We start from the raw sequence: 26,805 nt of genomic DNA, 5'->3' as shown, positions 1-26,805 counted from the left end.
GCCCGCGGGCTCAGCGGGCGTCGCGGTCCCCCAGCCACTTGGACCACTTCTTCACGTCGTGCTCGGCGTCCACGGTGCGGACCGTGCCGGACGACGAGCGCATCACGATGGACTGCGTGTGCACGCGGCCGTCGGCGAAGCGCACACCGCGCAGCAGGTCGCCGTCGGTGATGCCGGTGGCCGCGAAGTAGCAGTGGTCGGAGGTGACCAGCTCGTTCGTGGTCAGCACCGCGTCGAGGTCGAGGCCGGCGTCGAGGGCCTTCTGCTTCTCGGCGTCGTCGGTGGGGGCCAGGCGACCCTGGATGATGCCGCCGGTGGCCTTGATCGCGCACGCGGTGACGATGCCCTCGGGGGTGCCGCCGATGCCCATCATCATGTCCACGCCGGTGTCCGGGCGGGCGGCGGCGATGGCGCCGGCGACGTCGCCGTCCAGGATGAACTTCACCCGGGCGCCGGCCTGGCGGATCTCCTTGACCAGGCCCTCGTGGCGGGGGCGGTCCAGCACGCACACGGTCACCTGGGAGACGGGCTTGTCCAGGGCCTTGGCCACGAGGTTCACGTTCTGCTTCACCGGCAGGCGCATGTCCACGAAGTCGGCGGCCTCGGGGCCCACCACGAGCTTGTCCATGTAGAACACGGCCGACGGGTCGAACATGGTGCCGCGCTCGGCCACCGCGAAGACGGAGAGCGCGTTGTTGTAGCCCATGGCGGTCAGGCGGGTGCCGTCGATCGGGTCCACGGCCACGTCCACGGCGGCGCCGGAGCCGTCGCCGACCCGCTCGCCGTTGAACAGCATGGGGGCCTCGTCCTTCTCGCCCTCGCCGATCACCACGGTGCCGTCCATGGCCACGGTGTCCATGAACGCGCGCATCGCGTCCACCGCGGCGCCGTCCGCCTTGTTCTTGTCCCCGTAACCCACCCAGGGGCTCGCGGCGATGGACGCCGCCTCGGTCACCCGCACCAACTCCATGGCCAGGTTGCGGTCCGGGACGTGATTCTCGTAGCCGGTCTTCTCCGAGGACGCGCTGGTCATCGCTGCTCCGATCCTTGCTCGCGGCGCTCCGTCCGCACGGGACGGGGCGTGAGGGCGGCTCTGCCCCGGCCCTCATCCTACGGGGGCGGTCTCCCGCGGGTGGCACAATGCTGACCGTGAGCTCCGCCGACCCCCACTCCCCCGCCCCCCGCCCCGTCCTGACCGCCACGCAGGCGCAGCGGGCCCGGCAGCCGTGGATGGCCATGGTGCTCTCCCTGGTGGCTCTGCTGGCGATCGTGGCCGTGGTCCTCCTGCTCAACCCGGAGCCGCCGCAGCGGCCCCGCGAGGACCGCGTCGACGTCGCCGCCGAGGCCGCCACGGTCCCCCACGACGACGGCGACCTGCCGGCCCTGGCGCCCGAGGTGCCGGAGTCCTGGTACGCCAACTACGCCCGCCTGCAGAAGCTGGACGGCGTCTCCACGTGGGACGTCGGCTGGGTGGTCACGGACACGGTGTTCGCGGGCCTGCAGCAGGCCGAGGACGTCGACCCCACCTGGGTGAGCCTGCGGGTGGACCAGGTCCCGGCGTCGCAGACGATCGAGATCGACGGGATCGCGTGGGACCTCCACGCCGATCCGACGAAGCCGGAGCGACGGCTCGTGGCGGAGGTGGACGGCAGCACCGTGGTGCTGACCACCACCGGCGACCGCGCCGTCCTCGAAGACCTGGCGCACGGCGTCGCGAAGGAGACCCGATGACCCCCCACACCCGCCCCGAGACGACACCGGCCCCCGACGTCGTCGTCCCCACCTCCGACCTGACCCCCGCGGAGGCGTGGGAGGTCCTCGTCGAGGGCAACCGCCGCTTCGTGGCGGGCGAGCCGAGCCACCCGAACCAGAACGCCGAGCGCCGCAGCGGGCTGACGGCCGGCCAGGCCCCGGTCGCCGTGATATTCGGCTGCGCCGACTCGCGCCTGGCGGCCGAGATCATCTTCGACCTGGGCCTCGGCGACGTGTTCGTGGTGCGCACGGCCGGCCACGTGATCGACGACGCCGTGCTGGGCTCCATCGAGTACGGCGTGGACGTGCTGGAGATCCCGCTCGTCATCGTCCTGGGCCACAACTCGTGCGGCGCCGTCACGGCGACGGTCGAGTCCTACATCTCCGGCACCATGCCGCGCGGCTTCGTGCGCCCCCTCGTGGAGCGCATCATCCCGTCCGTGCTGGCCGGGCGCCGCCGCGGTCTGGAGGAGGTCGACGAGTTCGTGGCCGAGCACGTGGACCAGACCTGCGACCACCTCCTGGAGACCTCGCAGTCCGTCCGCGCGGCCGTCGAGTCGGGGCGCACCGCCGTCGTCGGGCTCACCTACTCGCTGTCCGAGGGCACCGCGCGACCGGGCCGCGTGCACGGCGACCTGGCGGTCTGACGACGTCGGGCGTCCGGTGCGGCACCGGGCGCCCGCGCCGTCCTAGGATGTGACCATGACCGCAGAGAACACCGATCAGCAGTTCCGCATCGAGCACGACACCATGGGCGAGGTGAAGGTGCCGGTGAACGCGCTCTACCGCGCCCAGACCCAGCGCGCCGTGGAGAACTTCCCGATCTCCGGCAAGACCCTCGAGCCGGCCCACATCCATGCCCTGGCCCAGATCAAGAAGGCCGCGGCCAAGGCGAACGCCGAGCTGGGCATCATCTCGCAGGAGCGCGCGGACGCCATCGTCGCCGCCGCGGACCAGGTCATCGCCGGCGACCACGACGACCAGTACCCGATCGACGTGTTCCAGACCGGCTCCGGCACCTCCTCGAACATGAACACCAACGAGGTGCTCGCCACCCTCGCCACCCGTGCCCTCCAGGAGGCCGGCTCCGAGGACGAGGTGCACCCCAACGACCACGTCAACGCCTCCCAGTCCTCGAACGACGTGTTCCCGACCTCCGTGCACGTGGCCGTCACCGCCGCCCTCGTGAACGACCTCGTCCCGGCGCTGGACCACCTGGCCGTCTCCCTCGAGAAGAAGGCGGAGGACTTCGCCGGCATCGTGAAGTCCGGCCGCACCCACCTCATGGACGCCACCCCGGTGACCCTGGGCCAGGAGTTCGGCGGCTACGCCGCGCAGGTCCGCTACGGCATCGAGCGCATCCAGTCCGCGCTGCCGCGCGTGGCCGAGGTCCCGCTCGGCGGCACCGCCGTGGGCACCGGCATCAACACGCCCCAGGGCTTCTCCGCCCGCGTGATCGAGCTGCTCGCCGAGGAGACCGGCCTGCCGCTGACCGAGGCCCGCAACCACTTCGAGGCCCAGGCCAACCGTGACGGCCTCGTGGAGGCCTCCGGTCAGCTGCGGAACATCGCGTACTCGATCATGAAGATCAACAACGACCTGCGGTGGATGGGCTCCGGCCCGAACACCGGCCTCGGTGAGATCGCCCTCCCGGACCTGCAGCCGGGCTCCTCGATCATGCCGGGCAAGGTCAACCCCGTGATCTGCGAGGCCGCGATCATGGTGTGCGCCCAGGTGATCGGCAACGACACCACCGTCGCCCTGTCCTCCACCAACGGCGCGTTCGAGCTCAACGTGGGCATCCCCGTGATGGCCGCCAACCTGCTCGAGTCGATCCGCCTGCTGGCCAACACGACGCGCGTCATGGCGGACATGATGATCGACGGCATCGAGGCCAACGAGGAGCGCTGCGCCTTCCTCGCCGGCGCCTCGCCGTCCATCGTGACCCCGCTGAACAAGGTGATCGGCTACGAGGCCGCCGCCAAGATCGCCAAGCACTCCGTCGCGAACAAGATGACCGTGCGCGAGGCCGTCGTGGACCTCGGCTACGTCGAGCGCGGCGAGGTCACCGAGGAGCAGCTGGACAAGGCCCTGGACACCATGTCCATGACCCACCCGGAGTGATCCGGCGGATCCGGTGAGCGGCGCGACGCCGTCTCCCGGACCACGACGACGAGCGGCCGTCCTCCCGTGCGGAGGGCGGCCGTCCGTGGTTCACGCCAGCACCAGCACTCCGGCGGCCGCCGCCACCATCGCCGGCCCGAACGGCAGCGCCGTCCGCCCCGTCGCCCGGCCCGCGAGCACCAACAGCCCCGCCACGACGCCGCCGAGCAGGATCGCGCCCACCCCGGCGGCGAGCACCGCCGTCGGGCCGAGCACCCCCGTGTACACGCCCAGCCCGCCGGCCAGCTTCACGTCGCCCATCCCGAGGCCGCCGCGGCTGAGCACGTGCAGCGCGAGCATCGCCACGGTGTAGCCGAGACCGCCCAGCAGGCTGCAGAGGGCCAGGTCACCCCGGCCCGCCAGCAGCGCTCCCCCGGTCATCATCGTCAACCCGCCCAGCGCCAGCCGCAGCGTCCATCGGTTCGGCAGCCGATGTTCGCGCAGGTCCGTGCGCACGAGCACGCCCGTGCACACCGCGAACCACACCAGTCCCAGGGACCACAGCACCGCCGTCGCCGGCGCGCCGTGCGTCCACGCCCATCCCACCCCGCTCATGCGCCCAGCCTAGGTCGGGCGGCGCACCCGCCGGGTCGCCGTCCACAGGGCGATCCGGCCACCTCGCGTTCACGGTCCGGCCACCCGGTGTTCTGCCCACAGCGCAACCGGAGCCGCCCATTGCGACGAGCCCTCGCGTGGGTCTACTGTGAAGTCACGAGCTTCCGGCCGTCTGATGGACGTACGGGGCTCACACAGACCCCATGGCCTCAATCCCGTTTCAAAGGGGCCATGGTGGCGGGCTTCCTCGGTCCCCCATCCCCCCCTCCGCGGGGCCGAGCACCCCCGCCGGGGGCCGCTGCTTCGGCAGCGGCCCCTTTTTCATGCCCGGCTCAGGCTCGGCCCTCCTCCAGCAGGTCCGTGACCAGCGCGGCGATCGGGGAGCGCTCGGAACGGGTCAGCGTCACGTGCCCGAACAGCGGGTGGCCCTTGAGGCGCTCCACCACGGCCGCGATGCCGTCGTGCCGGCCCACGCGCAGGTTGTCCCGCTGGGCGACGTCGTGGGTCAGCACCACCTTCGAGTTGCGGCCCATCCGGCTCAGCACCGTGAGCAGCACGTTCCGCTCGAGCGACTGCGCCTCGTCCACGATCACCCACGCATCGTGCAGCGAGCGGCCGCGGATGTGCGTCAGCGGCAGGATCTCCAGCATCCCGCGGTCCACCACCTCGTCCACCACGGACGGGGAGACGAGCGCGCCCAGGGTGTCGAACACGGCCTGCGCCCACGGGCCCATCTTGTCGCCCTCGGAGCCGGGCAGGTAGCCCAGGTCCTGGCCGCCGACGGCGTACAGCGGGCGGAACACGACCACCCTGCGGTGCTCGCGGCGCTCCATCACGGCGTCGAGGCCCGCGCACAGCGCCAGCGCGGACTTGCCGGTGCCCGCGCGGCCGCCGAGGGAGACGATGCCCACGCTCGGATCCGTCAGCAGCTCGATGGCCAGCCGCTGCTCTGCGGAGCGGCCGTGCAGGCCGAACACGTCGCGGTCCCCGCGCACCAGGCAGGCTCGGCCGCCCTCGCCGACCCGGGCCAGAGCGGAGCCCCGGGGCGCGGTGAGCACCAGCCCCGTGTTGACCGGCAGGCGGTCCGCCTCGGCCGGGGCCTCCTCCGGCCCGGTCTCGACGCCCGTGCCGGTCAGGGTCCCCAGCGGGACGCCGGCCAGGTCGACCTCGCCGTCGTCGTAGAGGGCGTCCAGCCGCTCCTGCGCCACGCTGAGGGAGACGGTGCCGCGCCAGCCCGAGTCACGCACGAGCTCGTGGCGGTACTCGTCCGCGGCGAGGCCCATGGCCGCCGCCTTCACGCGCATCGGCAGGTCCTTGGACACGACCGTGACCGTGGCGCCCTCGTCCGCGAGCGCCTTCGCGACGGCGAGGATGCGGGAGTCGTTGTCCGTGCCGCGGATGCCCAGGGGCAGCACGTCCACGGACACGTGGTTCAGTTCGATCCGCAGCGCGCCGCCCTCGGGGGTGATCGGCACGGGCTGGTCCAGCGCGCCGTGGCGGCCGCGCAGATCGTCGAGCAGGCGGAGGGCCGTGCGCGCGTAGTAGCCGAGGTCGGGGTCGGCGCGCTTGGCCTCGAGCTCCGAGACCACCACGAGCGGCAGGACCACCTCGTGCTCGGCGAAGTGCAGCAGGGCGCGCGGGTCCGAGAGCAGCACGGACGTGTCCACCACGTAGGTCCGCAGGCCGGTCGCCTCCGCCGCCCCCGCCTCGGCACGCGCCTGGCCCGGCCGGCTCGACGGCTCCTGCCGGGTCTGCGCGTGCTCCACGAGCTCTGCCACCATGTCTGCCTCCTGTGCCGGTGAACCGTGCGGACGGGGGTCCGCCCACGGTCCACGTTAGGAAGCGGCGTCGTCCGCCGGGTCCCGGCACGGTGAACCCGGGATGAAGTCGCGGTGACGGTCCGTCCCGGCCCCGCCACGGTCCCCGAGGGCCAGTGCTCCCTACACTGGAGACGCGCCGCCGACGTCCCGACGGCCGCCCGCTCCCCGTCCCCAGGAGGGCCCATGAGCATGCACCGCCCGTCCCCCGGCCTGCCCGATCTGCCGGGCGGCCCGGCCCCCGCCCCGACCCTGGCCGAGCGCGCCGGCGGCCGCCTGCTGGGCGCCGTCGCGCCCACCGCCGTGCTGATCGCGGCCATGTGGGTCGCGCAGGTCGTGCTGATCTTCCTCGGCCGGGTGATCATCCCCGGCGTGGGCCTGATCCCGCGACGCCTCGGCGGCCTCGACGGGGTCCTGTTCTCCCCCGTGCTGCACGCCGGCTGGGCCCACCTGATCGGCAACACGACGGCGCTGCTCGTCCTCGGTCCGCTGGCCGCCCTGGTCTCGCGTCGGCCGGTGGCCCTGCTCGTCTGCGCCTGGCTGGGCTCGGGCCTGCTGACCTGGGTGATCGGCACCCCCGGAGTGCACATCGGCGCCTCCGGGATCGTGTACGCGCTGATCGCGTTCCTGATCGTCTACGGGATCGCGGTGCGGCGGATCGGGGCGGTCGTCGTCTCCGTGCTCGTCGCGCTCACGCACCTGGGCTCGAGCCTGATCGGCCTGCTGCCGGCCCCCGGCATCTCGTGGACCGGCCACCTGGCCGGGGCCGTCGTCGGGGTGCTGCTGGGCCTGTGGTGGGGCCGCGCCGACCGTCAGGTGCCGAACCGGCGCTGACGGCTGCCGTAGTCGCGCAGGGCGCGCAGGAAGTCGACCTTGCGGAACGCGGGCCACATGGCCTCGCAGAAGTAGAACTCCGAGTAGGCGGACTGCCAGAGCAGGAACCCGGAGAGCCGCTGCTCCCCGGACGTGCGGATGACCAGGTCCGGGTCCGGCTGGCCGCGCGTGTAGAGCCGGTCCGCGATCTGCTCGACGGTGACGGACTCGGCCACCTCCGCCGCGCTGTGGCCCAGGGCGTGCTCGTCCCGCAGCAGCTCGCGCACGGCGTCGAGGATCTCCTGGCGGCCCCCGTAGCCCACGGCCACGTTCACGTGCACGCCGTCGTGGCCCTTGGTCTGCTCGGCCACCTCGGCGAGCCGTCGCGCCATGGGCTCGGGGAGCAGGTCCACCGCGCCGACCGGCTGCACGCACACGGGGGCGCGGCCCTCGGCCGGCTGGGCGAGGCGCTCCGCCGTCGTCTGGATGATCTTCAGGAGCGGGGCGAGCTCCTCCGCCGGACGCCGCAGGTTCTCGGTGGAGAGCATGTAGAGCGTGACCACGGGGATGCCGGCCTCGTCGCACCAGCCGATGAAGTCGAGGATGCGCTCAGCTCCGGCCTGGTGGCCCTGCTGCGTGGACGCCCCGAACGCGCGGGCCCAGCGACGGTTGCCGTCCACCAGCACGCCGATGTGCTGGGGCAGGCGCTCCGGGTCCAGGCCGCGCGTCAGCCGCCGCTCGTACAGGCGGTAGAAGGCCTCGGGTCGACCCACGGCGCGCTCCCCTCTCGGACGGTCCTGCGAGCCTCCAGGATACGCGCGCGGCACACAGCGACCATCCCGTGCCCCGGCCCCGGGCCGACCGACGACAATGGAGGCATGGACCCTGTGACACCCCTCCGCGAGACCGACGCCGCCCGTCGCCTGCGCTGGCGCATCGAGCGCATCCGCGACCCCGACCATCCGCTGTACAAGCCCCGACTGCGCGGTTGGATCCACGCGGTCATGGCGCCGCTGACGCTGGCGGCCGGCATCGTGCTCATCGTGCTCGCGCCGACCGCGACGCTGCGGTGGGCCAGCGCGGTCTACACCGTGACGGGCCTGCTGCTGTTCGCGGTCTCGGCGACGTACCACCTGGTGCAGTGGAACGAGGTGGTCTCCCGTGTCCTCAAGCGGTTGGACCACACGAACATCATGCTGGTCATCGCCGGCACCTACACGCCGCTCTCCCTGGCCCTGCTGGCTCCGGACCGGGCGCGGGTGCTGCTCACCCTGGTGTGGGTGGGGGCCGTGGCCGGCGTCGCGTTCCGGGTGCTGTGGACGGATGCCGCGCGCTGGCTCTACACGCCGGTGTACGTGGTGCTCGGGCTGGCGGCGCTGCTGTACCTGGGCGACTTCTTCGCCGCGGATGCGGCGGCGGGGTGGCTGATCGTGGCCGGCGGCGTCGCGTACATCACGGGCGCGGTCTGCTACGCGCTGCAGGCCCCCACGATCCACCGCGAGTGGTTCGGCTTCCACGAGCTGTTCCACGCCTTCACGGTGGCCGGCTTCGTGTGCCACGCCGTCGCCATCTACCGGGCGGTGCTCGTCGTCGCCTGAGCGTGTCGAGGAAGGGGGTCTGCGCCCCGCCGGGCAGCGCCGAGGCCCGCAGACGCGCCGCTACGGTCATGCCGTAGCGGCGCGTCTGCGGGCCTCAAGGGTTCGGGCGTGGAGTCTCCGGCGTCGAGTCTCGGGCGTGCACGGGCCCGACGACGGTCAGTCGCGTCCGGTGTCCGGGGCCTGGGGCTCCGGGGCCGGCTCCTGGAGGTAGCCGGGGTACTTCTCCTGCAGGCGGCGCAGCCGGTCCTCGGAGTCCGCGTCCAGGTGCTCGCCGCCCGCGCGGACCTCGTCCGGCAGGTGCTGCTGATGGCGCTCCACGAGCATGGCCTCGGCCTCCGGGGAACGCTGCTGGACGCGGCGCACCGAGCGGACCATGACGCGGAGGACGATGATCGCCATGACCACCATGAGCGCGGTGAACAGGAACCCCTCGATGCCGGGGGTGACCTCCGCCTCCTCGAGCCCGGGGCGCAGCGTCGGCTCCGGGACGGCGGGCACCGGCGCGGGGCTCGCGGCCGCGAGCGCGGTGAGGACGAGGGGAAGGCCAGACAGGGGTGTCACGCCGCCCCACTCTACCGGTCCCGGCCGCACGGCCCGAGCCGGGTCGGCTCAGCGCAGGCCGGCGAAGAGGTCGTGCTCCGGCAGCTCGGAGGGCACGCGCGAGTCGATCAGCGCGAAGTCCTCCCACGGCCAGGCGCGCCGCTGCAGGTCGTGGGGGGCGTCGAAGAACATGCCGTCGGGGTCGATCTGCGTGCGGTGCGCCCGCAGGGCGGCATCGCGCTCGTCGAGGAAGCCGGTGACGTCCACCTGCGTGGTGACGTCGTGGTCCGCGGTGACCCACGGCGGGATGACCTCCGGGTCGGGCACGTCCTCCCCGGCTTCACGGCGGCGCAGCACCTCGCGCATCGCGTCCATCGCGTCGAACATCATCAGGCGTCGGGCGAACGGCACGTCCTCGCCGTCGGCCTCGGCCACCGCGGCCATCGTGCGGAACTTCCGCGGGTTGAAGCCGCAGTCGTAGTAGACCTTCGAGACCTCCCACGCGGGCCCGGCCTCGGGGTACTCGTCCGCGAGGCCCGCGGCCCGGTAGGCCTCCATCGTCACGGCGTGGGCCTGCAGGTGGTCCGGGTGCGGGTAGCCGCCGACCTCGTCGTAGGAGATGAGCACGTGCGGGCGGAACCGGCGCACGAGCGAGATCAGCGGGGTCGCCGCGTCCTGGAGCGGGACCTCGGCGAAGCAGTTCGCCGGGAGGGCGGGCAGCGGATCCCCCTCGGGCAGGCCCGAGTCGAGGAAGCCGAGCCAGGCGTGCCGGATGCCGAGGATGCCCGCGGCCTCGGCCATCTCCTCGCGGCGCACGGCCGCGATGTCCCGGTCCGCCCGGGTGGTGTCCCCGAACGACGGGTTGAGCAGGGTGCCGGCCTCGCCGCCGGTGCACGTGACGACCATGACCTCGGCCCCGGCCGCCGCGTAGGCGGCCATCGTGCCGGCCCCCTTCGAGGACTCGTCGTCCGGGTGGGCGTGCACCGCCATGAGACGCAGCCCGGTGGAGGGCGGCAGGGCGGTGCCTGCGGCGGGCTGGGCCTGGGGGGTCTGATCGGTCACGGGGATCGCACACTCCTGTCCGGATGGCGGGGCCGCCGCGGGGGCGGCGGCGTGAGGGGTCCAGGCCGACGTCGTCATCGGCCTCCGGCGGCGGGCAGCGGCTAGGGTGGAGGGGATGTCTCACCACGCCCCCGCGGTCCGCGCGCAGGACCCCACATTAGCCAACCGGTACGGCACGGACCACACGCGTCCGGGCCGTCGTCGGCTGTGGGCGGGCCTCGGCGGGCTCGGGCTGGTCGTGGCCGTGCTGCTGTCCGTGTGGATCGGCCTGAACATGTCCGTGGGCGCCATCGAGTACAAGGACGTCGGCTTCACCATCGAGGACGACGGCCACGCGACCGTCACCTTCCAGGCCTCCGTCCCGGAGGGCGTGCAGGCCGAGTGCGATGTGCTCGTCACCGACTCCCACGCCGCCCCCGTCGGCTTCCGCACCGTCCGCCTGGAGACCCTGCCGGCCGACCGGCGGGACTCCCCCTCGGACGCGCAGCAGCGCTACACCGTGGACGTGCGCACCGTGGTGCGGGGCGACTCCGGCGTCGTCGAGACCTGCCGCAAGGTCTGAACCCTCCCGGCCCGCTCCGCCCTCGGCGTAGCGGCCGCCTTTGGTGTGACGCACGCCGCCCGGATAGACTCGTCGGAGCATTCCCGCCCCGCCGGTGAGTCAGGCAGGCGTCGCACGGAGCCCTCGGGGCACGCGCGCCCTCCTGATCGGCGGGGTCTTTCGCATGCGGGCGCGTCCGCCGGACGCGGATCGCGCGCCAGACCCGGTGCGCCGCGCCCCGGACTCCGCATCACCCGAGACAGAAAGGCGGAACAGAGCATGACCACCAGCCAGTCCGACGCCCCGTGGCTGACCCAGGAGGCGTACGATCGCCTCTCCAAGGAGCTCGAGTACATCTCCGGTCCCGGCCGTCAGGAGATCATCGAGCGCATCGAGGCCGCCCGCGATGAGGGCGACCTCAAGGAGAACGGCGGCTACCACGCCGCCCGCGAGGAGCAGTCGAAGAACGAGGGCCGCATCGCCGAGCTGAAGCACCTGCTCGAGACCGCCCGCGTGGGCGAGGCCGCCGAGAACGACGGCGCCGTGCACCCGGGCACCGTGGTGACCGCCGTCGTCGCAGGCGACGAGATGACGTTCCTCTTCGGCAACCGCGAGATCGCCGCGGACGACGAGTCGCTCGAGGTCTACTCCGAGCGCTCCCCGCTCGGCGAGGCCATCAACGGCGCCAAGAAGGGCGACAAGGTCTCCTACACCGCCCCGAACGGCAAGGACATCAAGGTCGAGATCAAGGACGTCCAGCCCTACTCCGGCTGACCCTCCCCGGCCCCGACGACGGCCGCGGTCCCCTCGAGGGGCCGCGGCCGTCGTCCGTCCCGGGCCCCACCGCGCCCCCGTTGCTACTCTGGCCCCATGCTGACCGTCGAGAAGGCGCACCTGCTGCTCACCCGCGAGGACGGGCTCTCCGAGAGCCCCTCCCACCACCGCGTGGCCCTCGCGGCCGCCGCGCTGGCCGACCACCGCTCCGCCGGGATCGTGACCCTCGAGGACGTCCCCGTGGACCGGGCCCGCGTGCTCGTGACCGCGGCCGGCACCACCGGCGACCCCGTCCTGGACTCCTCCCTCGGACAGGTCGACGCCCTGGCCGGCCGACCGCTCGTGTCCACTGTGGCGGCCGGCAAGCCGGACCTGCGCAAGGCCGTCGTCGCCCATCTGACCGAGACCGGCCGCCTCACCGAGCGCAAGGCCTTCCTGGCCACCCGGCACGTCCCCCGGGGCACCGAGCGCACCGAGCTGCTGGCGCACCTGACCGCCGTGGTCCTCGACGAGGCCGAGCCCGCCGACGAGGACGTGCTCCTGCTCGGCGTGCTGCAGCACCTCAACCTCGCCCGACGCCTGCTGCCGGGCTCCCACGAGCGCTACGACCGCCGCGAGATGGTCCGCCGCATCGAGACACTGACGCGCGAGGACCTCCTGGTCCAGGCCGTGCGCCGCGCGGTGGGCGGGACCTCCGGCACCGTCACCGCGGCCGCCGCCGGCTCCGCGGCCTGAGCCGGCCCGGTCAGGGCAGCGGGGCCGGGCTGTAACCGGCCGCGCGCAACGCCTCCAGGACCTGGGCGGAGTGCTCGGCGCCGCGGGTCTCCATGTCGATCGTGATGTGCGCGCCGCCCATGGACAGCTCCGGGCCGACGCGGGTGTGGTCCACGCGCACCACGTTGGCGTCCGTGTCCGCGATGATCCGTGAGATCGTGGCCAGCTCGCCCGGGCGGTCCCGCAGCGGGATGCGCACGGTCATATAGCGCCCCGCGGCCGACAGTCCGGCCTGGATGGACTTCAGCATGAGCATCGGATCGATGTTCCCGCCGGAGAGGATCACGGCGGTGGTGCCGAGCTCGAAGCCCAGGTCCGCCGTGCGGCCCGCCAGCAGGGCGGCCACCCCGACGGCGCCCGCCGGCTCCACGACGAGCTTGGAGCGCTCGAGGAGGTGGACGAGGGCCGCGGCGATCTCGTCGTCCGTGACGGTCACGACGGCGTCCACCAGCTCGGCGGCGATCCGCAGCGGCAGGGCCCCGGGCCTGCCGACGGCGATGCCGTCCGCGATGGTGGACACGCTCTCCAGCACCTGGACGCGGCCCTCCTCGAGGGAGCCGGGGAACGCGGCGGCGGTGGCCGCCTGCACGCCGATGACGCGCACCGTGCGCCCACGACGCCGGGCGGCCTCCTTGAGGGCCACGGCCGTGCCGGCGATGAGCCCCCCGCCGCCGATGCCCATGATCACGGTGTCCACGTCCGGCAGCACGTCGAGGATCTCGAGGCCGACGGTGCCCTGGCCCGCGATCACGGCCGGGTCGTCGAACGGCGGGATGAACACGGCACCGGTCTCCGTGGCCCACCGCTGCGCCTCGGCGAGGGACTCGTCCACGGTGGAGCCGTGCAGGACGACCTCGGCGCCGTGGTCCCGGGTGGCCTGCAGCTTGGGCAGGGCGACGCCGTGCGGCATGAAGATGCGGGCGCGGATGCCGAGCTTGGCGGCCGCGAGGGCGACGCCCTGGGCGTGGTTGCCGGCCGAGGCGGCCACGACGCCGCGGCCGCGCTCCTCCTCGCTCAGCTGCGCCATCCGCACGTAGGCGCCGCGGACCTTGAACGAGCCGGCCCGCTGCAAATTCTCGCACTTCAGGTGCACGTCCGTGCCCACGGCCCGGGAGAGCGCCCGGGAGTGCTGCAGCGGGGAGAGCTCGGCGATCCCGCGCAGCGTCTCGCGCGCCCGCTCGATCTCCTCGAGGGTGACGGGCAGCGCCGTCGGGGCCGGCGGGCCGCCGGCGGGCCGCACCCACCGGGGCGACGGCGTCGGGACGGTCCGGTCCGGGGTGTCCGTGGCCTGCGCCGCGCCCATCAGGCGCCGTCCCCGTGCCGGGTGCCCGCGTCGGCCTCGGAGGCGAGGGCGGCGTCCTCGTGCGTCGAGGGGCGGTACCGGTGGGAGCCGGCCGCCTCGTCCTCCGCGCCGCCCGGTTCGAGGGCGTGGTCCGTCCGCTCCGTGAGCTCCTCGGGGGTGTCGGCGGTGAGGGCGCGGACGAAGCTGTTCACGAAGGCCAGCACCGGCACGGCGAACACGGCGCCCGCCAGGCCGAGGACGGTGGAGCCGGCGGCGACGGCCAGGAACACGGCCAGCGGGTGCAGCGCGACGGCCTTGCCCATCACGAGCGGCTGCAGGACGTTCGACTCGATCTGCTGCACGACCAGCACCACGCCCAGCATGAGCAGCGCGTTGACCAGGCCGTTGGACATCAAGGCCAGGAGCACCGCCATCGCGCCGGTCAGGGTGGCGCCGATCATCGGGATGAACGAGGCCAGGAACACGAGCACGGCCAGCGGGATGGCCAGCGGCACCCCGAGGATCAGGGCGCCGATGCCGATGCCGACGGCGTCGATGAACGCCACGAAGATCTGGACCCGCACGTAGGAGCCGAGGGACTGCCAGCCGGAGCGGCCCGCGCGGCCCACGGTGGCCCGGTGCGCCTTCGGCACGAAGATCAGCAGGAAGCGCCAGATGCGGTCGCCGTCGTAGAGGAAGAAGATCAGGGAGAACAGGGCGATGAACAGGCCCGCACCGATGTTGACGGCCGTGGAGCCGAACGAGACGGCGCTGTTCATGACCGTGGCGGAGTTGTCCCGCAGCGTCTGCCACAGGCCCTCCAGCCCGGCACCGGAACGGGGGATCTCCACGCCCACGCCGGCCAGCCAGGCGATCGCGTCGTCGACGGCCTGGCCCAGTTGGCCGCCCAGTTGGGCGAAGCCCTGGACGATCTGCTGACCGGCGAGCCCCATGAGGCCCACCACGACGACGACCAGCAGCAGCACGCACAGCAGGGCGGCCGCGACGCCCGGCACCTTGATGCGCCGCATCGCCTGGAACACCGGGGCCAGCAGGGTGGCCAGCAGCGCGGCCACGAGGATCGGGATCACCACGAGGCTCACGAAGCCCAGCAGGTACACCACGACGCCGATGCCGATGACGACGGCCACCAGCCGCCAGGACCAGGCCGCGGCCACCGTCAGCCCGTAGGGCACGTCCTTGTCGATCTTGGTCTGGGCCGCCAGGGTCGAGCTCACGCGCGATCCTCCTCGTGTGGGTGGTCGGGGACATGGGGGGTCAGACCCCACTGGACGCTCCAGCGGGCGTGCGGGGCGAGCCGGTGCAGGCCCTCCCCCGAGTTCAGGGCGTCCGCGGGAGCGGTGAGCGGCTCCACCGCTAGTGCCGTGTCACGGCCGGGCAGCCGGTCCGTGACGAAGACGTGGGTGTAGGCGAACGCGTGGTCGGTCCACAGGGTCACGGCGCGGCCGTCCGCGGCGAGCAGGGTCTGGCGGTGCCGGCCGTCGGCGTCCGGGGTCAGGCCGGTGAGGCACACGTCCAGGGCGGCCTCGCCCACGGCCCGGCCGCGGCGGAAGTCCAGGTCGGTGCCGTCCACCGGCAGGGTCTCCACGGGGATGAGGTCCTCCCCCGTGCGGATCCAGGCGTCCGCGGGCACGCGCAGGCTCAGCTCCGCCGTCGGGACGTCCCCGATCCGCAGGAACGGGTGGGAGCCGACCGCCACGGGCACGGTGGCGTCCGTGTGGTTCTGCACCTCGGCGGTGACGGTGAGGCCGCCGTCCGCCTCGAGCTCGTACGTGACGCGGTGGGTGAGCCGGAACGGCCAGCCGTGCTGGGGGTGGATCTCACCGCGCAGGGTCACCGCGTGGGCGGAGAACGTCTCGGTGACGAAGTGGGTGTTGCGCAGCAGGCCGTGGCTGGCGTGGCCGCGCGCGGGTTCGGTGACGTCCAGGCGCTGCTCGACGCCGTCCAGGATCCAGCGGGCGCCGGCGACGCGGTTCGGCCACGGGCTCATCTGGATGCCGTTGGCGGCGGGCGGGACCACGTCCTGGCCGTACGGCTCGGTCAGGTCCACGCCGCCCACGCGGTACCTGCGCAGGGCACCGGCCAGGCCGACGACGACGGCCTCCGCGGACCCGCGGTGCAGGCGGTGCTGGGTGCCGGTGGCGTCCGGAGCCCCGAAGGCGGGCAGGTCGCTGGTCTCGGTCACGAAACCTCCTGAGTGGCGGCGAGGGACCCCCTCAATCTACGCCCTCGCGGACGCAGACCGCCCCGGCCCTGTGCAGGACCGGGGCGGCGGTGCGGGTCTCCGTGCGGGGACGGGGCGCCGGTCAGTCGTTGCCGCGCAGGATGGCGACGATGCGCAGGATCTCGATGTACAGCCAGATCAGGGTCACGGTCAGGCCGAAGGCCACGGACCAGGAGTACTTCTGCGGGGCGCCGTTCTTCACGCCCACGGCGGCCATCTCGAAGTCCATCGTCAGCGAGTACGCGGCGAGCAGCACGGCGATCGCGCCGATGATCAGGCCCAGGCCGCCCTCACGCATGTTGCCGATGCCGGTCCAGGTGAGGACCAGGTTGACGAGCATGAAGACGAGGTAGCCGATCATGGCGCCCATGACGATCTTCGTCATGCGCGGGGTCGGGCGGAACTTGCCCGAGGTGTAGAGCGCCAGCATCACCGCGAACACGGAGAAGGTGCCGAGCACGGCCTGCACCACGATGCCCGGGTAGGCGCCCTCGAAGAACGCCGAGATGCCGCCCAGGAACAGGCCCTGCGCCACGGCGTAGGCCATGATCAGCACGGGCGAGGGCTCGCGCTTGAACGCGTTGACCAGGCCCAGCACGAGGCCGGCGATCGCGCCGATGATCATCAGGCCCGGCGAGAACCAGCCCACGGCGCCCGCCACCACGACGAGCACGAGCATCAGGCCGGTCTTGCCGACGACGTCGTTGAAGGTCATCCGGCCGGTCTGCTCCGGGCCGGCGGAGGGCGCGCGGAAGGCGTCCTCCATGGACTGCTGGTGCGCGTACTGCTGGGCCGCCTGGCCGGCGCCGAACGCCTGGGCCTGGCCGTACGGGCTCTGCTGCTGGCCGTACGGGGACTGCGCGGACTGCTGCCCGCCCTGGTACCAACCGGGCTGCGCCTGTCCGCCGCCCTGCATCTGCTGCTGGAAGTTCTGAGAGTTCATGACCGGATTCGCCACGGCTCACTCCTTCGGGTCGAGTCGGCCCGGTCGCACGCCGCCGCAGTGAGCCGCGTTCGTGCCCCGGGGTTCAGCACGATCCTATCGGGAGGTCTGTGTCCGCGCGCGGGGTCGGAGCGTGGATCCGCGCCGGTTCACCGGCTGTTCACGGTGGGCGCAGAAGCGAGGCGCGCGGGGAGACGCGTGGTGCCCCCGGCGGGACTCGAACCCGCAACACGCCGATTTTAAGTCGGCCGCCTCTGCCAGTTGGGCCACGGGGGCGTGGCGGGCCCGTGGACGCGGGCCCGGGTGCGGACGACGCCGGCCCCGCCCGATGCGCTCGGACGGGGCCGGCGGCCCGCTGGCTGCGGGATCAGCCCTTCGAGGACTCGAGGGCCCGCTGCCGCTCGAAGCGGCCGGGCTCGAGCTCGACGCCCGCGGCGCGGCGGAACGGGTTGAACGGGGTGTCCAGGCCCGCCACCGAGGTGGAGTCACGGCCGAACAGGGTCTCGGCGACCCAGCCGGACAGGATGCGGAACTTCCGCTCCAGGGTGGGCATCGCGTAGCCGTGGTAGCCGCGGTGGGCCAGGAACGCCGGGATGCCGGCGATCTTGGTGCCCAGCGGGTTGCCCACGCCGCGGCCGAAGCCCAGCCCCGCCACGGTGCCCAGGGACTTGTGCACGTACTCCTGCACCTCGCCCTCGCCGTGGCGCACGGCCATGTAGTTGGCGGCCAGACGCTTGGCCTGACGGATGGCGTGCTGGGCGTTCGGGACGCAGAAGCCGCCCGGGCCGGCCCCGGTCAGGTCCGGCACGGCGGAGACGTCGCCGCAGGCCCACGCACCCTCGAGCGCGCCGGCCTCGCCGTCCTTGATCTGCAGGGTGGGGGTGGCCTCCACGCGGCCGCGGTCGTCCACCGGGAAGTCGGTGCTCCTGACCACGGAGTTGGCCACCACGCCGGCGCACCACACGAGGGTGTCCGCCGCGAAGGTCTCCGCCTCCTCCTTGGAGGGCATGGCCACGAGCTTCATGACGCCGTCCGTGGCGTCGCCCAGCGAGGTGTTGAGCAGGACCTCGATGCCGCGGTCCTTCAGGTGCTCCACCACGCCCTGGGCCTGCTCCTCGGAGACCTCGGGCATGATGCGGCCCATGGCCTCGACGAGGACGATCCGGATCTCCGACTGGGAGAGGCGCTCGTTGCGCTCCACGGCGTTGCGGATGAGGTTCTCCATCTCCGCGATGGCCTCGATCCCGGCGAAGCCGCCGCCCACCACCACGAAGGTCAGGGCACGCTTGCGCTCCTCGGCGTCCGTCATCAGGGAACCGGCGTCCAGGCGCTCCAGGATCTGGTTGCGCAGCTGGACGGCCTCCTCGACCGAGCGCAGACCGATGCCCTGCTCGCCCAGACCCGGGATGGGGAACACGCGGGTCACGGCGCCCGCGGTCATCACGATGTCCTGGTACGGGATCTCGAACTCGTCGCCGCCCTCGCCGCGCACCACGGCGGTGCGGCCGGCGTGGTCCACGGACACGACGGCGCCGCGGACGACCTCGGCGTCCTTGAGGTGCGTCTGCAGGTCCACGTTCACGTGGCGGCCCTCGATGTGGCCGCCCACGACCTCGGGCAGGAACGGGTAGTACGTCATGTACGGGCGGGGGTCGACGACGGTCACGACGCCGCCGCGCTCGGCGACCTTCTTCTGCAGCTCGCGGGCGACATGGAACCCGGCGTAGCCGCCGCCGACGATCAGCAGGCGCGGCTTGGGAGACAGTTCAGGAGTGAGAGACATACCGCCAGTCTACGCACGCACGGGCCCGGCCCCTCCACTCTCCGCCGTCGTGGTCAGGACCGCAGCGAGAGCACGATCCCGTCCAGGATGTCGTGCTCGCTCGCCCAGGCCTCGGTGACGCCCGCGACCTCGGCCACCCGCTCCAGGACGGTGCTCCACAGCAGCGCGCCCGCGCCGATCACGTCCACCCGTCCCGGGTGCATGAACCCCCGCTCGGCGCGTTCGGCCCGGGTCGCCGCCACGAGGCCCTCCGCCGCCGCGCGGAACTCGGCGATCGGCAGGCGCGCACCGTGGATGGCCTCGGGCTCGTACGTGCTGAGCCCGAGGGCCTCGGCGGTCACGGTGGTCACCGAGCCGGCCACGCCGACCACGCGCGCCACGCGTTCCAGCGGCAGGCGGGCGGCGGCGTCGTCGAGGAGGCGGCGGGCGTCCGCGCGGGCCGCGGCGACCTCGTCCGACGTCGGGGGGTCGGAGCGCAGATGACGCTCGGTGAACCGCACGCAGCCCATGTCCAGGCTGACCGCGCCCACGACCTCGCCCGCGGGCGTGCCGACGACCAGCTCGGTGGAGCCGCCGCCGAGGTCCACGACGAGCACGAGGTCCTCCGGGCCCAGGTCCGCGGTCTCGACGGCGGAGACGGCGCCCGCGAAGGACAGGCCGGCCTCCTCGGCGCCCGAGACGACCTCCGGCTCGACGCCGAGCCGCTCCCGGACGCCGTCGACGAACGCGGCCCGGTTGGAGACGTCCCGGCTGGCGGAGGTGGCCACGAACCGGACCCGGCCGGCGTGGTGGCGCTGGACCAGGCGGGCGTACTCGTCCACCGCCGCGAAGGTGCGCTCCAGCGCGGCGTCGGAGAACGCGCCGGTGGCGTCCACGCCCTCGCCCAGGCGCACCACGCGCATCTCGCGCACGACGTCGGCCAGCGGCGCCGTCGGGTCGGCCACGGCGCCGGTGGTCTCATCCGTCCCGGCCGGCCGGGAGATCAGCAGGCGGATGGAGTTCGTGCCGCAGTCCACGCCGGCCACCGTGACCTCCTTGAGCGCGGCGACGCGTTCGAGGTGCCTCACGTGCCGGGACAGGTCCTTCGTGGGCACCGCCGCGGCCTCGTCCCACGCGCCCTCGCACGCGCAGACCTCGGGCGTCCACCACGGGGCCACCAGGGCGATCGCCTCGTCACCGAGCGGGTTCACCCCCGGCCCGGCCGCGAGCGCGTGGCCCACGAGGGCGTGCAGGCACTTCACGCGCTCGGGCATGCCGCCGGCCGAGACCCCGGCGATCTCCGGGACGGGCCCCGTGCCGGCCTCGGCCCCGACCCGGTCCCGCTCGGCGATGTAGGCCTCGTGCGCCGCGCGGTGCGCGGCCGCGAGCGCGGGGTCCTGGGCGAGGCGGTCGTTCATGCGCGCCATCTCCCCGTCCGCCTCCACGCGCGAGACCGCCGCCGTCAGCACGGGGTGCGTCAGGTAGAAGGTCGTGGGGAACGGGATGCCGTTGGAGAGCCGCGGCGCGGTGGTGGCCACGAGGGGGTTGCCGCACACGCAGCGGGCACCGATCTCCACGACGTCCCGGACCGGGCGGCCGAGCTGGCGGGACAGGGTGTCCAGGTCCTGCTCGGTGACGGTGCGGTCCTGGGCGGGGCGGGGGCTGACGGTCATGGTGTCCTCGGGGGTGCGGGGGTGGTGCGGGCGGGGGCGGGACGCGGGGTTCACTCGAGCCCGGCGCGGACGGCCGAGTCCCACAGGCCCTCGGCCCACGGCAGGCGGGTGTTGACGACCTCGTCCGCGCCGGCGGCGGGCGTGTCCTCGGCCTCGGTGTCGGTCTCGGAGGGCCGCCCCGTCACGGAGTACAGGGTCTCCCCCGGCATGACCAGCTCGAGACGCTCACGCGCCTGCTGGGTCACGTAGGCGGGATCGTCCCACAGCTGGATCCGCCGTTCGTAGTCCTCGCGCTGGGCCTGCATGGTGGCGATCTCCTCGCGCGCGGCCGAGATCTCCAGCTGCTGGTTCAGGAACGCGCGCAGCGTGGGCGCCACCAGGACGGCGGCCACCAGCAGCACGGCGACGACGATGAGCGAGCGGCCCGTGATCTGCCGGGCCGGCACCGGCTCCGGCAGCGGGGCCCGACGGCGGGCGGCCGTGGCGGCGGCGGATGCGGCGCGGCGGGGGGCGGGCCGGGGCCGACGCCCGGCCGGGCGGGCCGGAGCCGTGCGGCGCGGGGGTGCCGACGGGGATGCGGGGGCGGCGGTGTCCCCGGCGGGGGCCGTGTCGGCCCGGTCCGCGTCCGGGTGCCCGTCCAGGTGTCCGGGGTGACCGGCCTGGCGGCGCTCCTGGACGCTCTGCAGGTCGATGACCTCTGCGTCCGTCGCCGCGGGCGCCGGCGTGGGGGCCGCGGGGGTCGGCGTGGGCGTGTCCGCCTTCGGGGAGGCCGTCGTCGGGGCCGCCGGGGCCGCGACGGCGGTCCGGCGCGGGGCGCCCGTCGTCGGGTCGACACGGGGCACGCGGGGGCGGCGCGGACTCATCGCGGACTCCTTCGGACGCGTGGCGGGGACCCTCCCAGCCTACTGCCCGCCCCTGGCAGGCTCCTGGCCGCCCCCGGGACGGACGCGGGCCCGCCCGGAGGGATCCGGGCGGGCCCGCGCGTCGTCGTCGGGGACGGTCAGCCGCGGAAGCGCGGGAAGGCGGAGCGGCCCGCGTAGACGGCGGCGTCGGCCAGGTCCTCCTCGATGCGCAGCAGCTGGTTGTACTTGGCCACGCGGTCCGAGCGGGCCGGGGCGCCGGTCTTGATCTGGCCGGCGTTGGTGGCCACCGCGAGGTCCGCGATGAACGTGTCCTCGGTCTCGCCCGAGCGGTGCGAGATCATGCAGTGGAACATGTGGCGCTGGGCCAGGGCGATCGCGTCGAAGGTCTCGGTCAGGGAGCCGATCTGGTTGACCTTCACGAGCAGGGCGTTGCCGGCCTTCTCGTCGATGCCGCGCTGCAGCCGCTCCACGTTGGTGACGAACAGGTCGTCGCCCACCAGCTGGACGCGATCGCCCAGCTGCGCGGTCAGGTGCTGCCAGCCGTCCCAGTCGTCCTCGTCGAGCGGGTCCTCGATGGAGACGATCGGGTAGTTGTCCACCAGCTCGGTGTAGTAGGCGGCCATCTCCTCGGCGGAGCGCTGCTGGCCCTCGAAGGTGTAGGAGCCCTTGTCGAAGAACTCGGAGGAGGCGACGTCCAGCGCCAGCGCGATGTCCTCGCCCAGGCGGTAGCCGGCCTTCGTCACGGCCTCGGCGATGAGGTCCAGGGCGGCGCGGTTGGACTCCAGGGACGGGGCGAACCCGCCCTCGTCGCCCAGGCCGGTGGACAGGCCCTTCTCCTGCAGCACGGTCTTCAGGGCGTGGTAGACCTCGGTGCCCCAGCGCAGGGCCTCGCGGAAGGACGGGGCGCCGATCGGGGCGATCATGAACTCCTGGATGTCCACGTTGGAGTCCGCGTGGGCGCCGCCGTTGAGGATGTTCATCATCGGCACGGGCAGCACGTGGGCGTTCGGGCCGCCCAGGTACTTGTAGAGCATGAGGTCGGAGGCCTGCGCGGCGGCCACGGCGACGGCCATCGACACGCCCAGGATCGCGTTCGCGCCCAGCGTGCCCTTGTTGGGGGTGCCGTCCAGGTCCCGCATCGCGCGGTCCACGGCGCGCTGGTCCGCGGCGAACTCGCCCTCGAGCTCCTCCGCGATGCCCTCGACCGCGGCGACGGCGTCCAGCACGCCCTTCCCGCCGTAGCGCTTCTTGTCCCCGTCACGGCGCTCGACCGCCTCGAACTCGCCGGTGGACGCGCCCGAGGGCACGGCCGCGCGGCCCAGGGAGCCGTCGGTGAGCAGGACCTCCACCTCGACGGTGGGGTTGCCGCGCGAGTCGAGGATCTCGCGAGCGTGGATGGCGTCGATCAGGGCCATGGACGGGTCTCCTTCAATCGAAGTCGGAAGTCGTGCCCGCGGCGTGGACACGGCCTCAGCCTAGCGGGGACCTCCGGTTCCAGTCGGCCGCGCGCCGGCGACAAGACCGCCGTTCCCCCCGGCTGCGATGTCGCTGGGGCGCGGTCGGGGCGGCGGCCGGGCCGGCGCGGCGTCGCGTCAGCCGGACGGACGCAGCGCCGACCAGTCCCCCGCACGCACTCGCGCCACCGTGGTGCGCAGGGCCCGTTCGGGGTCCAGCCCCGCCGCCCGGGCCCGGAACACCAGCGCGAACAGCTCCGCCCCGAGCGCGGTCTCGTCCGGCCACACCGCCACCGGACGCTCCCCCGCCTCCGCGGCCGGCACCGGGACGTGCGCCGCGAGCGGGTCCGGCTCCTGCCGGGCCGCGCGGTCGACCACCTTCGCGGCGGCGGCCAGCGCCGGCAGCCGGGCCGGGATGTCGCCGACGTCGAGGCCCGGGCCGGTGCCGCCGTCGCCGTGGGCCGGGGCGGCGGACGAGAGCCCCGCGGCGGCCCGCTCCTGCGCCTTGACCCGCTCCCAGGCCAGCTCGACGGCCTCGGGCGTGACGGCGGCGAGCTCCTCGGCCGGGCGCAGGCCGCCCTCGGGAGTGAGCACGAGCGGGTTGCGCCGGATCATCTTGGCGGTGAGGGCGTCGGCGGCGTCGTCCAGGCGGAACCCGGCCGTCTCCGCCGGGGCGCCCGGCTCCCGGGAGACGGCGGCGTGCAGCACCACCTGGAACAGGACGTCCCCGAGCTCGGCGGCCAGGGCGGGGTACGCGCCGTCGGCCCGACGCGCGGGCACGTCGGCCCACGCGGCGGCGTCGCGGGACTCGACCTCCGCCACCGCCTCGTACGCCTCCTCCACGAGGTACTCGGCGAGGTCGGCGTGCGTGAGCGCGGCCGTCCACGGGCAGTGGTCGCGCAGGGCCTCGACCACCGCCACCAGACGGTCCACACTCGCGCTCACGGACGGATCAGTCGTCCTCGTCCTCGTCGTCCAGCTCCTCGAGGACCGGGCCGACGGCGTCGCCGGAGATGACCTCGCCCCAGCCGGCCACGAGGATCTCGGCGAGGTCCTCGCGCTCGTCCACGGACAGGAAGGCGGCCTCGGCAGCGTTGAGCTGCAGGTCCAGCAGCTCGGAGAGCGAGTAGCCGAAGGTCTCGGCGAGCAGGTAGAGCTCGTCGGTCAGGGACACGTCCGAGACGAGCCGGTTGTCCGTGTTCACGGTGACGCGGAAGCCGAGCTGCACGAGCAGGTCGATGGGATGGCCCGCGATGCCCGCCGCGGCGTCCACCGCGCCGGTCTGCAGGTTCGAGGACGGGCAGACCTCCAGGGCGATCTGCCGGTCCCGCACCCACGCGGCGGTCTCGCCCAGGTCCACGAGGCCGGTCAGCTCGTCCAGCTGCTCGCCGTCCTCGTCCACGCCGCCGTACTCCACCGAGATGTCCTCGGCCAGGCGCACGCCGTGGCCCAGGCGCAGCGCGCGGCCGTCCACGAGGGCCGAGCGGACGGAGTCGAGCCCGTCGCCCTCGCCTGCGTGCACGGTGACGGGCAGGTGGTGGGCGGCCAGCCACGTGAAGGTGTCGGCGAAGCGGGAGGGCGGGAACCCGGCCTCGGCGCCCGCGATGTCGAAGCCCACGACGCCGGCCTCGCGGTGGCGCACGGCCAGCTCGGCGATCTCCTGGGCCCGGTCGGCGTGCCGCATCGCGGTGACCAGCTGGCCCACGCGGATCACGTGGCCCGCGGCGTCGGCGGCCTCGACCGCCTCGTCCAGGCCGGCCTGCACGGCCTCGACCGCCTCGTCCAGGCTCAGCCCGCCGGCCAGGTGCTGCTCGGGGGCCCAGCGGATCTCGCCGTAGACGACGCCGTCGGCGACCAGGTCCTCGACGAACTCGCGGGCCACGCGGCGCAGCTGCTCGCGGGTCTGCATCACGGCGGTGGTCAGGGCGAAGACCTGCAGGTACTTCTCGAGGGACTCGCCGTTGGCGTGCTCGGCGATCCACTCGGCCAGGCCCTCGACGGTGTCCGCGGGGACCTCGACGCCGGCCTCGCGGGCCAGGTCGAGGACGGTGCCCACGCGCAGGCCGCCGTCGAGGTGGTCGTGGAGGGAGACCTTGGGCAGGACGGCCAGGTCGACCTCGAGCGGGGAGGGGGATGCGGTGTCCGGAAGCTGCGTCGTCGTCACGGGCGTCACTCTACGGCAGGGCGCTCAGCGCAGGGCCTCCTGCTCGGCCAGGGTGAGGCCCTTCACCCCGGTGCCCAGCCGGCGGCGCAGCAGGGCCTTGAGCAGGCGGTCCAGCAGCAGGCCCACGAGCGCCGCACCCGTCACGGAGACGGCGATCTGCAGCACCGGGTTCTCCAGCCAGCCCGCGGTCAGACGCGCGATCATGATCGAGTACGCGGCCCAGCTGGCCGTGGAGAGCAGGTCCAGCGCCACGAACCGCACCGGCGGGTAGCGGGTGGCGCCGGCGGTGAGGTTCAGGGCCACGCGGCCGCCGGGGATGAACCGGGCGGTGAACAGCAGCAGCGCGCCGTGGCTGTGCAGGTGGTGGCGGGCGACCTCGACCGTGGCCCGCACCCGCCGCAGCCGCATCCACCGGAACCGCTCCACGCCCACGGCACGGCCGATCGCGTACGCGGCCACGTCCCCCAGGAACGCGCCCGCGAAGCCGACCCCCCACAGCGCCCACAGGGAGAACGGGTGCCCGTCGCGGACGATCGCGCCGAGGGCCACCAGCACCGACTCCGACGGGAAGATCGGCACGATGCCGTCGAGCAGGCACAGCAGCAGCGTCAGTGGCAGGACCCACCACTGCGCGGAGGCGTGGAGGATCGCCTCCTCGAGCCACGCGAGCATCCGGTCAGCCGATCCGGTCCAGGATCACGGAGCGCTCGCGCAGGGTCCGGGCGGCGGCGTCGTCGAGCTCGCCGACGGCCCAGCCGCCGGCGAGCGCGGCCTTCGCCCGCTCGAAGCGCTCCGGCGTGTCCGTGTGCAGGGTCAGCACCTTCTGACCCCGGCCCACGCGCTCGCCGGGGCGCACGTGCACCTCGACGCCGGCCGCGGCCTGGACGGCCTGGCCCTGCCGCTCCCGCCCGGCGCCGAGGCGCCACGCGGCCAGGCCCACGGCCATCGCGTCCAGCTCGGTGAGGACGCCGTCCGTCTCCGCGACGACGTCCTCGGTGTGGGCCGCCGTCGGGAGGTCCGCGCGCGGGTCGCCACCCTGGGCCTCGATCATCCGGTTCCACACGTCCATCGCCCGGCCGTTGGCCAGGTGCTCGGCCGGGTCCACGTCCGTGACCCCGGCGCCGGCGAGCATCGCGGCGGCGAGCGCCACGGTGAGCTCCACGACGTCGGCCGGGCCGCCGCCGGCGAGCACCTCCACCGACTCGCGGACCTCGAGGGCGTTGCCGGCCGTCCGGCCCAGGGGCACGGACATGTCCGTGAGCAGCGCCGAGGTGTCCACCCCGGCGTCCCGGCCGAGATCCACCATGGTCCGGGCCAGCTCGCGGGCGGACGCCTCGTCCTTCATGAACGCGCCCGAGCCGCACTTGACGTCCAGCACCAGGGCGCCGGTGCCCTCGGCGATCTTCTTGGACATGATCGAGGAGGCGATCAGCGGGATGGCCTCCACCGTGCCGGTGACGTCACGCAGGGCGTACAGGCGCTTGTCCGCCGGGGCCAGGCCCGAGCCGGCCGCGCAGATCACGGCGCCCACCTCGGAGAGCTGGCGCAGCATCGCCTCGTTGCTGAGGTCGGCCCGCCACCCGGGGATCGCCTCGAGCTTGTCCAGGGTGCCGCCGGTGTGCCCGAGGCCGCGGCCGGACAGCTGCGGCACCGCCACCCCGAAGGAGGCCACGAGCGGGGCCAGCGGCAGGGTGATCTTGTCCCCCACGCCGCCGGTGGAGTGCTTGTCCGCGGTGGCCAGGGGGCGGCCGTCCGGGGTGGTGAGCCCGCCGAAGTCCATGCGCTCACCCGAGGCGATCATCGCGTCCGTCCAGCGGGCGATCTCGGCGCGGTCCATGCCGTTGAGCAGGATCGCCATGGCCAGGGCGGACATCTGCTCGTCCGCCACCACGCCGCGGGTGTACGCGTCCACCACCCAGTCGATCTGCTCGGGGGACAGCGTCCCCCGGTCCCGCTTGGTGCGGATCACCTCGACGGCGTCGAAGGGCTCGGCCTGCGGCTGCGCGGTCATGGGGTTCTCCTCGGAGGAC

At 73.8% G+C, this 26,805-nt stretch carries 26 protein-coding genes and 1 tRNA gene; 8 read left to right on the top strand and 19 right to left on the bottom strand.

Annotated features, from left to right (window positions below; all coding sequences use genetic code 11):
* Nucleotides 1-10 precede the first annotated feature (10 nt).
* Nucleotides 11-1,033, bottom strand: coding sequence for a class II fructose-bisphosphatase (gene glpX, locus G6R13_RS08845; protein WP_163721459.1), 1,023 nt, complete (start codon nt 1,031-1,033; stop codon nt 11-13).
* A gap of 107 nt (nt 1,034-1,140) precedes the next feature.
* Here glpX and G6R13_RS08840 point away from each other — a divergent pair, with 107 nt between their 5' ends.
* The 3 genes from G6R13_RS08840 to G6R13_RS08830 are packed head-to-tail and all read left to right on the top strand — an operon-like array spanning nt 1,141 to nt 3,876.
* Entirely contained in the window at nt 1,141-1,731 is a 591-nt protein-coding gene (locus G6R13_RS08840) for a DUF4245 domain-containing protein (RefSeq protein WP_163721457.1), read from the top strand.
* Complete coding sequence (locus tag G6R13_RS08835) at nt 1,728-2,399, top strand: carbonic anhydrase (RefSeq protein ID WP_049147417.1); 672 nt, start codon at nt 1,728-1,730, stop codon at nt 2,397-2,399. Before G6R13_RS08840 ends, G6R13_RS08835 begins: the two co-directional genes overlap by 4 nt.
* 55 nt (nt 2,400-2,454) lie before the next feature.
* Nucleotides 2,455-3,876 (top strand): class II fumarate hydratase, encoded by a 1,422-nt coding sequence (locus G6R13_RS08830; RefSeq protein WP_163721456.1) that lies wholly within the window; start codon nt 2,455-2,457, stop codon nt 3,874-3,876.
* Between the two features lie 90 nt (nt 3,877-3,966).
* On the opposite strand, the gene G6R13_RS08825 is transcribed toward G6R13_RS08830, so the two are convergent.
* Both G6R13_RS08825 and G6R13_RS08820 read right to left on the bottom strand, forming a co-directional pair.
* Nucleotides 3,967-4,470: an A24 family peptidase gene (locus G6R13_RS08825; protein ID WP_144825400.1), complete on the bottom strand. Its 504-nt coding sequence runs from the start codon at nt 4,468-4,470 to the stop codon at nt 3,967-3,969.
* 332 nt (nt 4,471-4,802) lie between these two features.
* The gene (locus G6R13_RS08820) at nt 4,803-6,251 is read right to left on the bottom strand and encodes a PhoH family protein (protein WP_163721454.1); all 1,449 of its coding nucleotides are present in this window, start codon (nt 6,249-6,251) and stop codon (nt 4,803-4,805) included.
* Nucleotides 6,252-6,473: 222 nt separating this feature from the next.
* On the opposite strand from G6R13_RS08820, the gene G6R13_RS08815 reads away from it, so the two are divergent.
* Nucleotides 6,474-7,121, top strand: a complete 648-nt coding sequence (locus tag G6R13_RS08815; RefSeq protein ID WP_122053981.1) for a rhomboid family intramembrane serine protease — start codon at nt 6,474-6,476, stop codon at nt 7,119-7,121.
* On the opposite strand, the gene G6R13_RS08810 is transcribed toward G6R13_RS08815, so the two are convergent.
* The gene (locus tag G6R13_RS08810) at nt 7,100-7,873 is read right to left on the bottom strand and encodes an isoprenyl transferase (protein ID WP_163721452.1); all 774 of its coding nucleotides are present in this window, start codon (nt 7,871-7,873) and stop codon (nt 7,100-7,102) included. The two genes, G6R13_RS08815 and G6R13_RS08810, sit on opposite strands and share 22 nt — an antisense overlap.
* 105 nt (nt 7,874-7,978) lie before the next feature.
* Between G6R13_RS08810 and G6R13_RS08805 the strand changes: the two genes are divergently transcribed.
* Nucleotides 7,979-8,698 (top strand): hemolysin III family protein, encoded by a 720-nt coding sequence (locus G6R13_RS08805; RefSeq protein WP_069941637.1) that lies wholly within the window; start codon nt 7,979-7,981, stop codon nt 8,696-8,698.
* 156 nt (nt 8,699-8,854) lie between these two features.
* On the opposite strand, the gene G6R13_RS08800 is transcribed toward G6R13_RS08805, so the two are convergent.
* Entirely contained in the window at nt 8,855-9,259 is a 405-nt protein-coding gene (locus G6R13_RS08800) for a hypothetical protein (protein WP_036384966.1), read from the bottom strand.
* A 48-nt stretch (nt 9,260-9,307) separates the two neighbouring features.
* Nucleotides 9,308-10,300 carry a mycothiol conjugate amidase Mca gene (mca, locus tag G6R13_RS08795; protein WP_080694998.1) on the bottom strand — a complete coding sequence of 331 codons (993 nt, stop codon included), beginning with the start codon at nt 10,298-10,300 and terminating at the stop codon, nt 9,308-9,310.
* A gap of 115 nt (nt 10,301-10,415) precedes the next feature.
* Here mca and G6R13_RS08790 point away from each other — a divergent pair, with 115 nt between their 5' ends.
* From G6R13_RS08790 to G6R13_RS08780, 3 genes are all read left to right on the top strand, one after another.
* On the top strand, nt 10,416-10,862 hold the full coding sequence (locus tag G6R13_RS08790; protein ID WP_002856530.1) for a DUF4307 domain-containing protein: 447 nt from the start codon (nt 10,416-10,418) through the stop codon (nt 10,860-10,862).
* A 258-nt stretch (nt 10,863-11,120) separates the two neighbouring features.
* Nucleotides 11,121-11,615 carry a transcription elongation factor GreA gene (gene greA / locus G6R13_RS08785; RefSeq protein ID WP_073115954.1) on the top strand — a complete coding sequence of 165 codons (495 nt, stop codon included), beginning with the start codon at nt 11,121-11,123 and terminating at the stop codon, nt 11,613-11,615.
* Between the two features lie 96 nt (nt 11,616-11,711).
* Nucleotides 11,712-12,350 carry a GPP34 family phosphoprotein gene (locus G6R13_RS08780; RefSeq protein WP_061866917.1) on the top strand — a complete coding sequence of 213 codons (639 nt, stop codon included), beginning with the start codon at nt 11,712-11,714 and terminating at the stop codon, nt 12,348-12,350.
* A gap of 10 nt (nt 12,351-12,360) precedes the next feature.
* On the opposite strand, the gene ilvA is transcribed toward G6R13_RS08780, so the two are convergent.
* From ilvA to G6R13_RS08715, 13 genes are all read right to left on the bottom strand, one after another.
* Nucleotides 12,361-13,692, bottom strand: coding sequence for a threonine ammonia-lyase (gene ilvA, locus G6R13_RS08775; protein ID WP_061866918.1), 1,332 nt, complete (start codon nt 13,690-13,692; stop codon nt 12,361-12,363).
* On the bottom strand, nt 13,692-14,909 hold the full coding sequence (locus G6R13_RS08770) for an AI-2E family transporter (RefSeq protein ID WP_163721450.1): 1,218 nt from the start codon (nt 14,907-14,909) through the stop codon (nt 13,692-13,694). Before G6R13_RS08770 ends, ilvA begins: the two co-directional genes overlap by 1 nt.
* The gene (locus G6R13_RS08765) at nt 14,906-15,877 is read right to left on the bottom strand and encodes an aldose 1-epimerase family protein (protein ID WP_061866920.1); all 972 of its coding nucleotides are present in this window, start codon (nt 15,875-15,877) and stop codon (nt 14,906-14,908) included. Before G6R13_RS08765 ends, G6R13_RS08770 begins: the two co-directional genes overlap by 4 nt.
* 121 nt (nt 15,878-15,998) lie before the next feature.
* Nucleotides 15,999-16,874 carry a Bax inhibitor-1/YccA family protein gene (locus tag G6R13_RS08760; RefSeq protein WP_036384970.1) on the bottom strand — a complete coding sequence of 292 codons (876 nt, stop codon included), beginning with the start codon at nt 16,872-16,874 and terminating at the stop codon, nt 15,999-16,001.
* Nucleotides 16,875-17,058: 184 nt separating this feature from the next.
* A tRNA-Leu gene (locus G6R13_RS08755) sits at nt 17,059-17,135 on the bottom strand.
* 91 nt (nt 17,136-17,226) lie between these two features.
* Entirely contained in the window at nt 17,227-18,642 is a 1,416-nt protein-coding gene (locus G6R13_RS08750; RefSeq protein ID WP_060973857.1) for an FAD-dependent oxidoreductase, read from the bottom strand.
* Between the two features lie 53 nt (nt 18,643-18,695).
* Nucleotides 18,696-20,294, bottom strand: coding sequence for a DUF501 domain-containing protein (locus tag G6R13_RS12455; RefSeq protein WP_141843381.1), 1,599 nt, complete (start codon nt 20,292-20,294; stop codon nt 18,696-18,698).
* Nucleotides 20,295-20,344: 50 nt separating this feature from the next.
* A complete protein-coding gene (locus G6R13_RS08740) occupies nt 20,345-21,157 on the bottom strand; it encodes a septum formation initiator family protein (protein ID WP_134416304.1) in 813 nt (270 codons plus the stop codon).
* 137 nt (nt 21,158-21,294) lie between these two features.
* A complete protein-coding gene (gene eno, locus G6R13_RS08735; RefSeq protein WP_063189010.1) occupies nt 21,295-22,572 on the bottom strand; it encodes a phosphopyruvate hydratase in 1,278 nt (425 codons plus the stop codon).
* A gap of 177 nt (nt 22,573-22,749) precedes the next feature.
* Nucleotides 22,750-23,556 carry a MazG nucleotide pyrophosphohydrolase domain-containing protein gene (locus tag G6R13_RS08730; RefSeq protein WP_163721448.1) on the bottom strand — a complete coding sequence of 269 codons (807 nt, stop codon included), beginning with the start codon at nt 23,554-23,556 and terminating at the stop codon, nt 22,750-22,752.
* A gap of 7 nt (nt 23,557-23,563) precedes the next feature.
* Nucleotides 23,564-24,775, bottom strand: a complete 1,212-nt coding sequence (locus G6R13_RS08725; RefSeq protein ID WP_036336747.1) for an adenosine deaminase — start codon at nt 24,773-24,775, stop codon at nt 23,564-23,566.
* 24 nt (nt 24,776-24,799) lie between these two features.
* Nucleotides 24,800-25,447, bottom strand: a complete 648-nt coding sequence (locus tag G6R13_RS08720; RefSeq protein WP_049145521.1) for a DedA family protein — start codon at nt 25,445-25,447, stop codon at nt 24,800-24,802.
* A gap of 4 nt (nt 25,448-25,451) precedes the next feature.
* Nucleotides 25,452-26,786 (bottom strand): thymidine phosphorylase, encoded by a 1,335-nt coding sequence (locus G6R13_RS08715; protein ID WP_134416300.1) that lies wholly within the window; start codon nt 26,784-26,786, stop codon nt 25,452-25,454.
* Nucleotides 26,787-26,805 lie beyond the last annotated feature (19 nt).

The organism is Micrococcus sp. Alg238-R198, assembly GCF_900537135.1.
GTDB classification, from domain to species: Bacteria; Actinomycetota; Actinomycetes; order Actinomycetales; family Micrococcaceae; genus Micrococcus; species Micrococcus luteus.
The sequence above is the reverse complement of the archived record's forward strand: the minus strand, read 5'-3'. Positions and strand labels throughout refer to the sequence as shown.

Bases quoted from the DNA above. Each gene is read 5' to 3' on its own strand.
- glpX (WP_163721459.1), bottom strand. From the start codon at position 1,033: ATGACCAGCGCGTCCTCGGAGAAGACCGGCTACGAGAATCACGTCCCG.
- G6R13_RS08840 (WP_163721457.1), top strand. From the start codon at position 1,141: ATGCTGACCGTGAGCTCCGCCGACCCCCACTCCCCCGCCCCCCGCCCC.
- G6R13_RS08835 (WP_049147417.1), top strand. From the start codon at position 1,728: ATGACCCCCCACACCCGCCCCGAGACGACACCGGCCCCCGACGTCGTC.
- G6R13_RS08830 (WP_163721456.1), top strand. From the start codon at position 2,455: ATGACCGCAGAGAACACCGATCAGCAGTTCCGCATCGAGCACGACACC.
- G6R13_RS08825 (WP_144825400.1), bottom strand. From the start codon at position 4,470: ATGAGCGGGGTGGGATGGGCGTGGACGCACGGCGCGCCGGCGACGGCG.
- G6R13_RS08820 (WP_163721454.1), bottom strand. From the start codon at position 6,251: ATGGTGGCAGAGCTCGTGGAGCACGCGCAGACCCGGCAGGAGCCGTCG.
- G6R13_RS08815 (WP_122053981.1), top strand. From the start codon at position 6,474: ATGAGCATGCACCGCCCGTCCCCCGGCCTGCCCGATCTGCCGGGCGGC.
- G6R13_RS08805 (WP_069941637.1), top strand. From the start codon at position 7,979: ATGGACCCTGTGACACCCCTCCGCGAGACCGACGCCGCCCGTCGCCTG.
- G6R13_RS08790 (WP_002856530.1), top strand. From the start codon at position 10,416: ATGTCTCACCACGCCCCCGCGGTCCGCGCGCAGGACCCCACATTAGCC.
- greA (WP_073115954.1), top strand. From the start codon at position 11,121: ATGACCACCAGCCAGTCCGACGCCCCGTGGCTGACCCAGGAGGCGTAC.
- G6R13_RS08780 (WP_061866917.1), top strand. From the start codon at position 11,712: ATGCTGACCGTCGAGAAGGCGCACCTGCTGCTCACCCGCGAGGACGGG.
- ilvA (WP_061866918.1), bottom strand. From the start codon at position 13,692: ATGGGCGCGGCGCAGGCCACGGACACCCCGGACCGGACCGTCCCGACG.
- G6R13_RS08750 (WP_060973857.1), bottom strand. From the start codon at position 18,642: ATGTCTCTCACTCCTGAACTGTCTCCCAAGCCGCGCCTGCTGATCGTC.
- G6R13_RS12455 (WP_141843381.1), bottom strand. From the start codon at position 20,294: ATGACCGTCAGCCCCCGCCCCGCCCAGGACCGCACCGTCACCGAGCAG.
- G6R13_RS08740 (WP_134416304.1), bottom strand. From the start codon at position 21,157: ATGAGTCCGCGCCGCCCCCGCGTGCCCCGTGTCGACCCGACGACGGGC.
- eno (WP_063189010.1), bottom strand. From the start codon at position 22,572: ATGGCCCTGATCGACGCCATCCACGCTCGCGAGATCCTCGACTCGCGC.
- G6R13_RS08720 (WP_049145521.1), bottom strand. From the start codon at position 25,447: ATGCTCGCGTGGCTCGAGGAGGCGATCCTCCACGCCTCCGCGCAGTGG.
- G6R13_RS08715 (WP_134416300.1), bottom strand. From the start codon at position 26,786: ATGACCGCGCAGCCGCAGGCCGAGCCCTTCGACGCCGTCGAGGTGATC.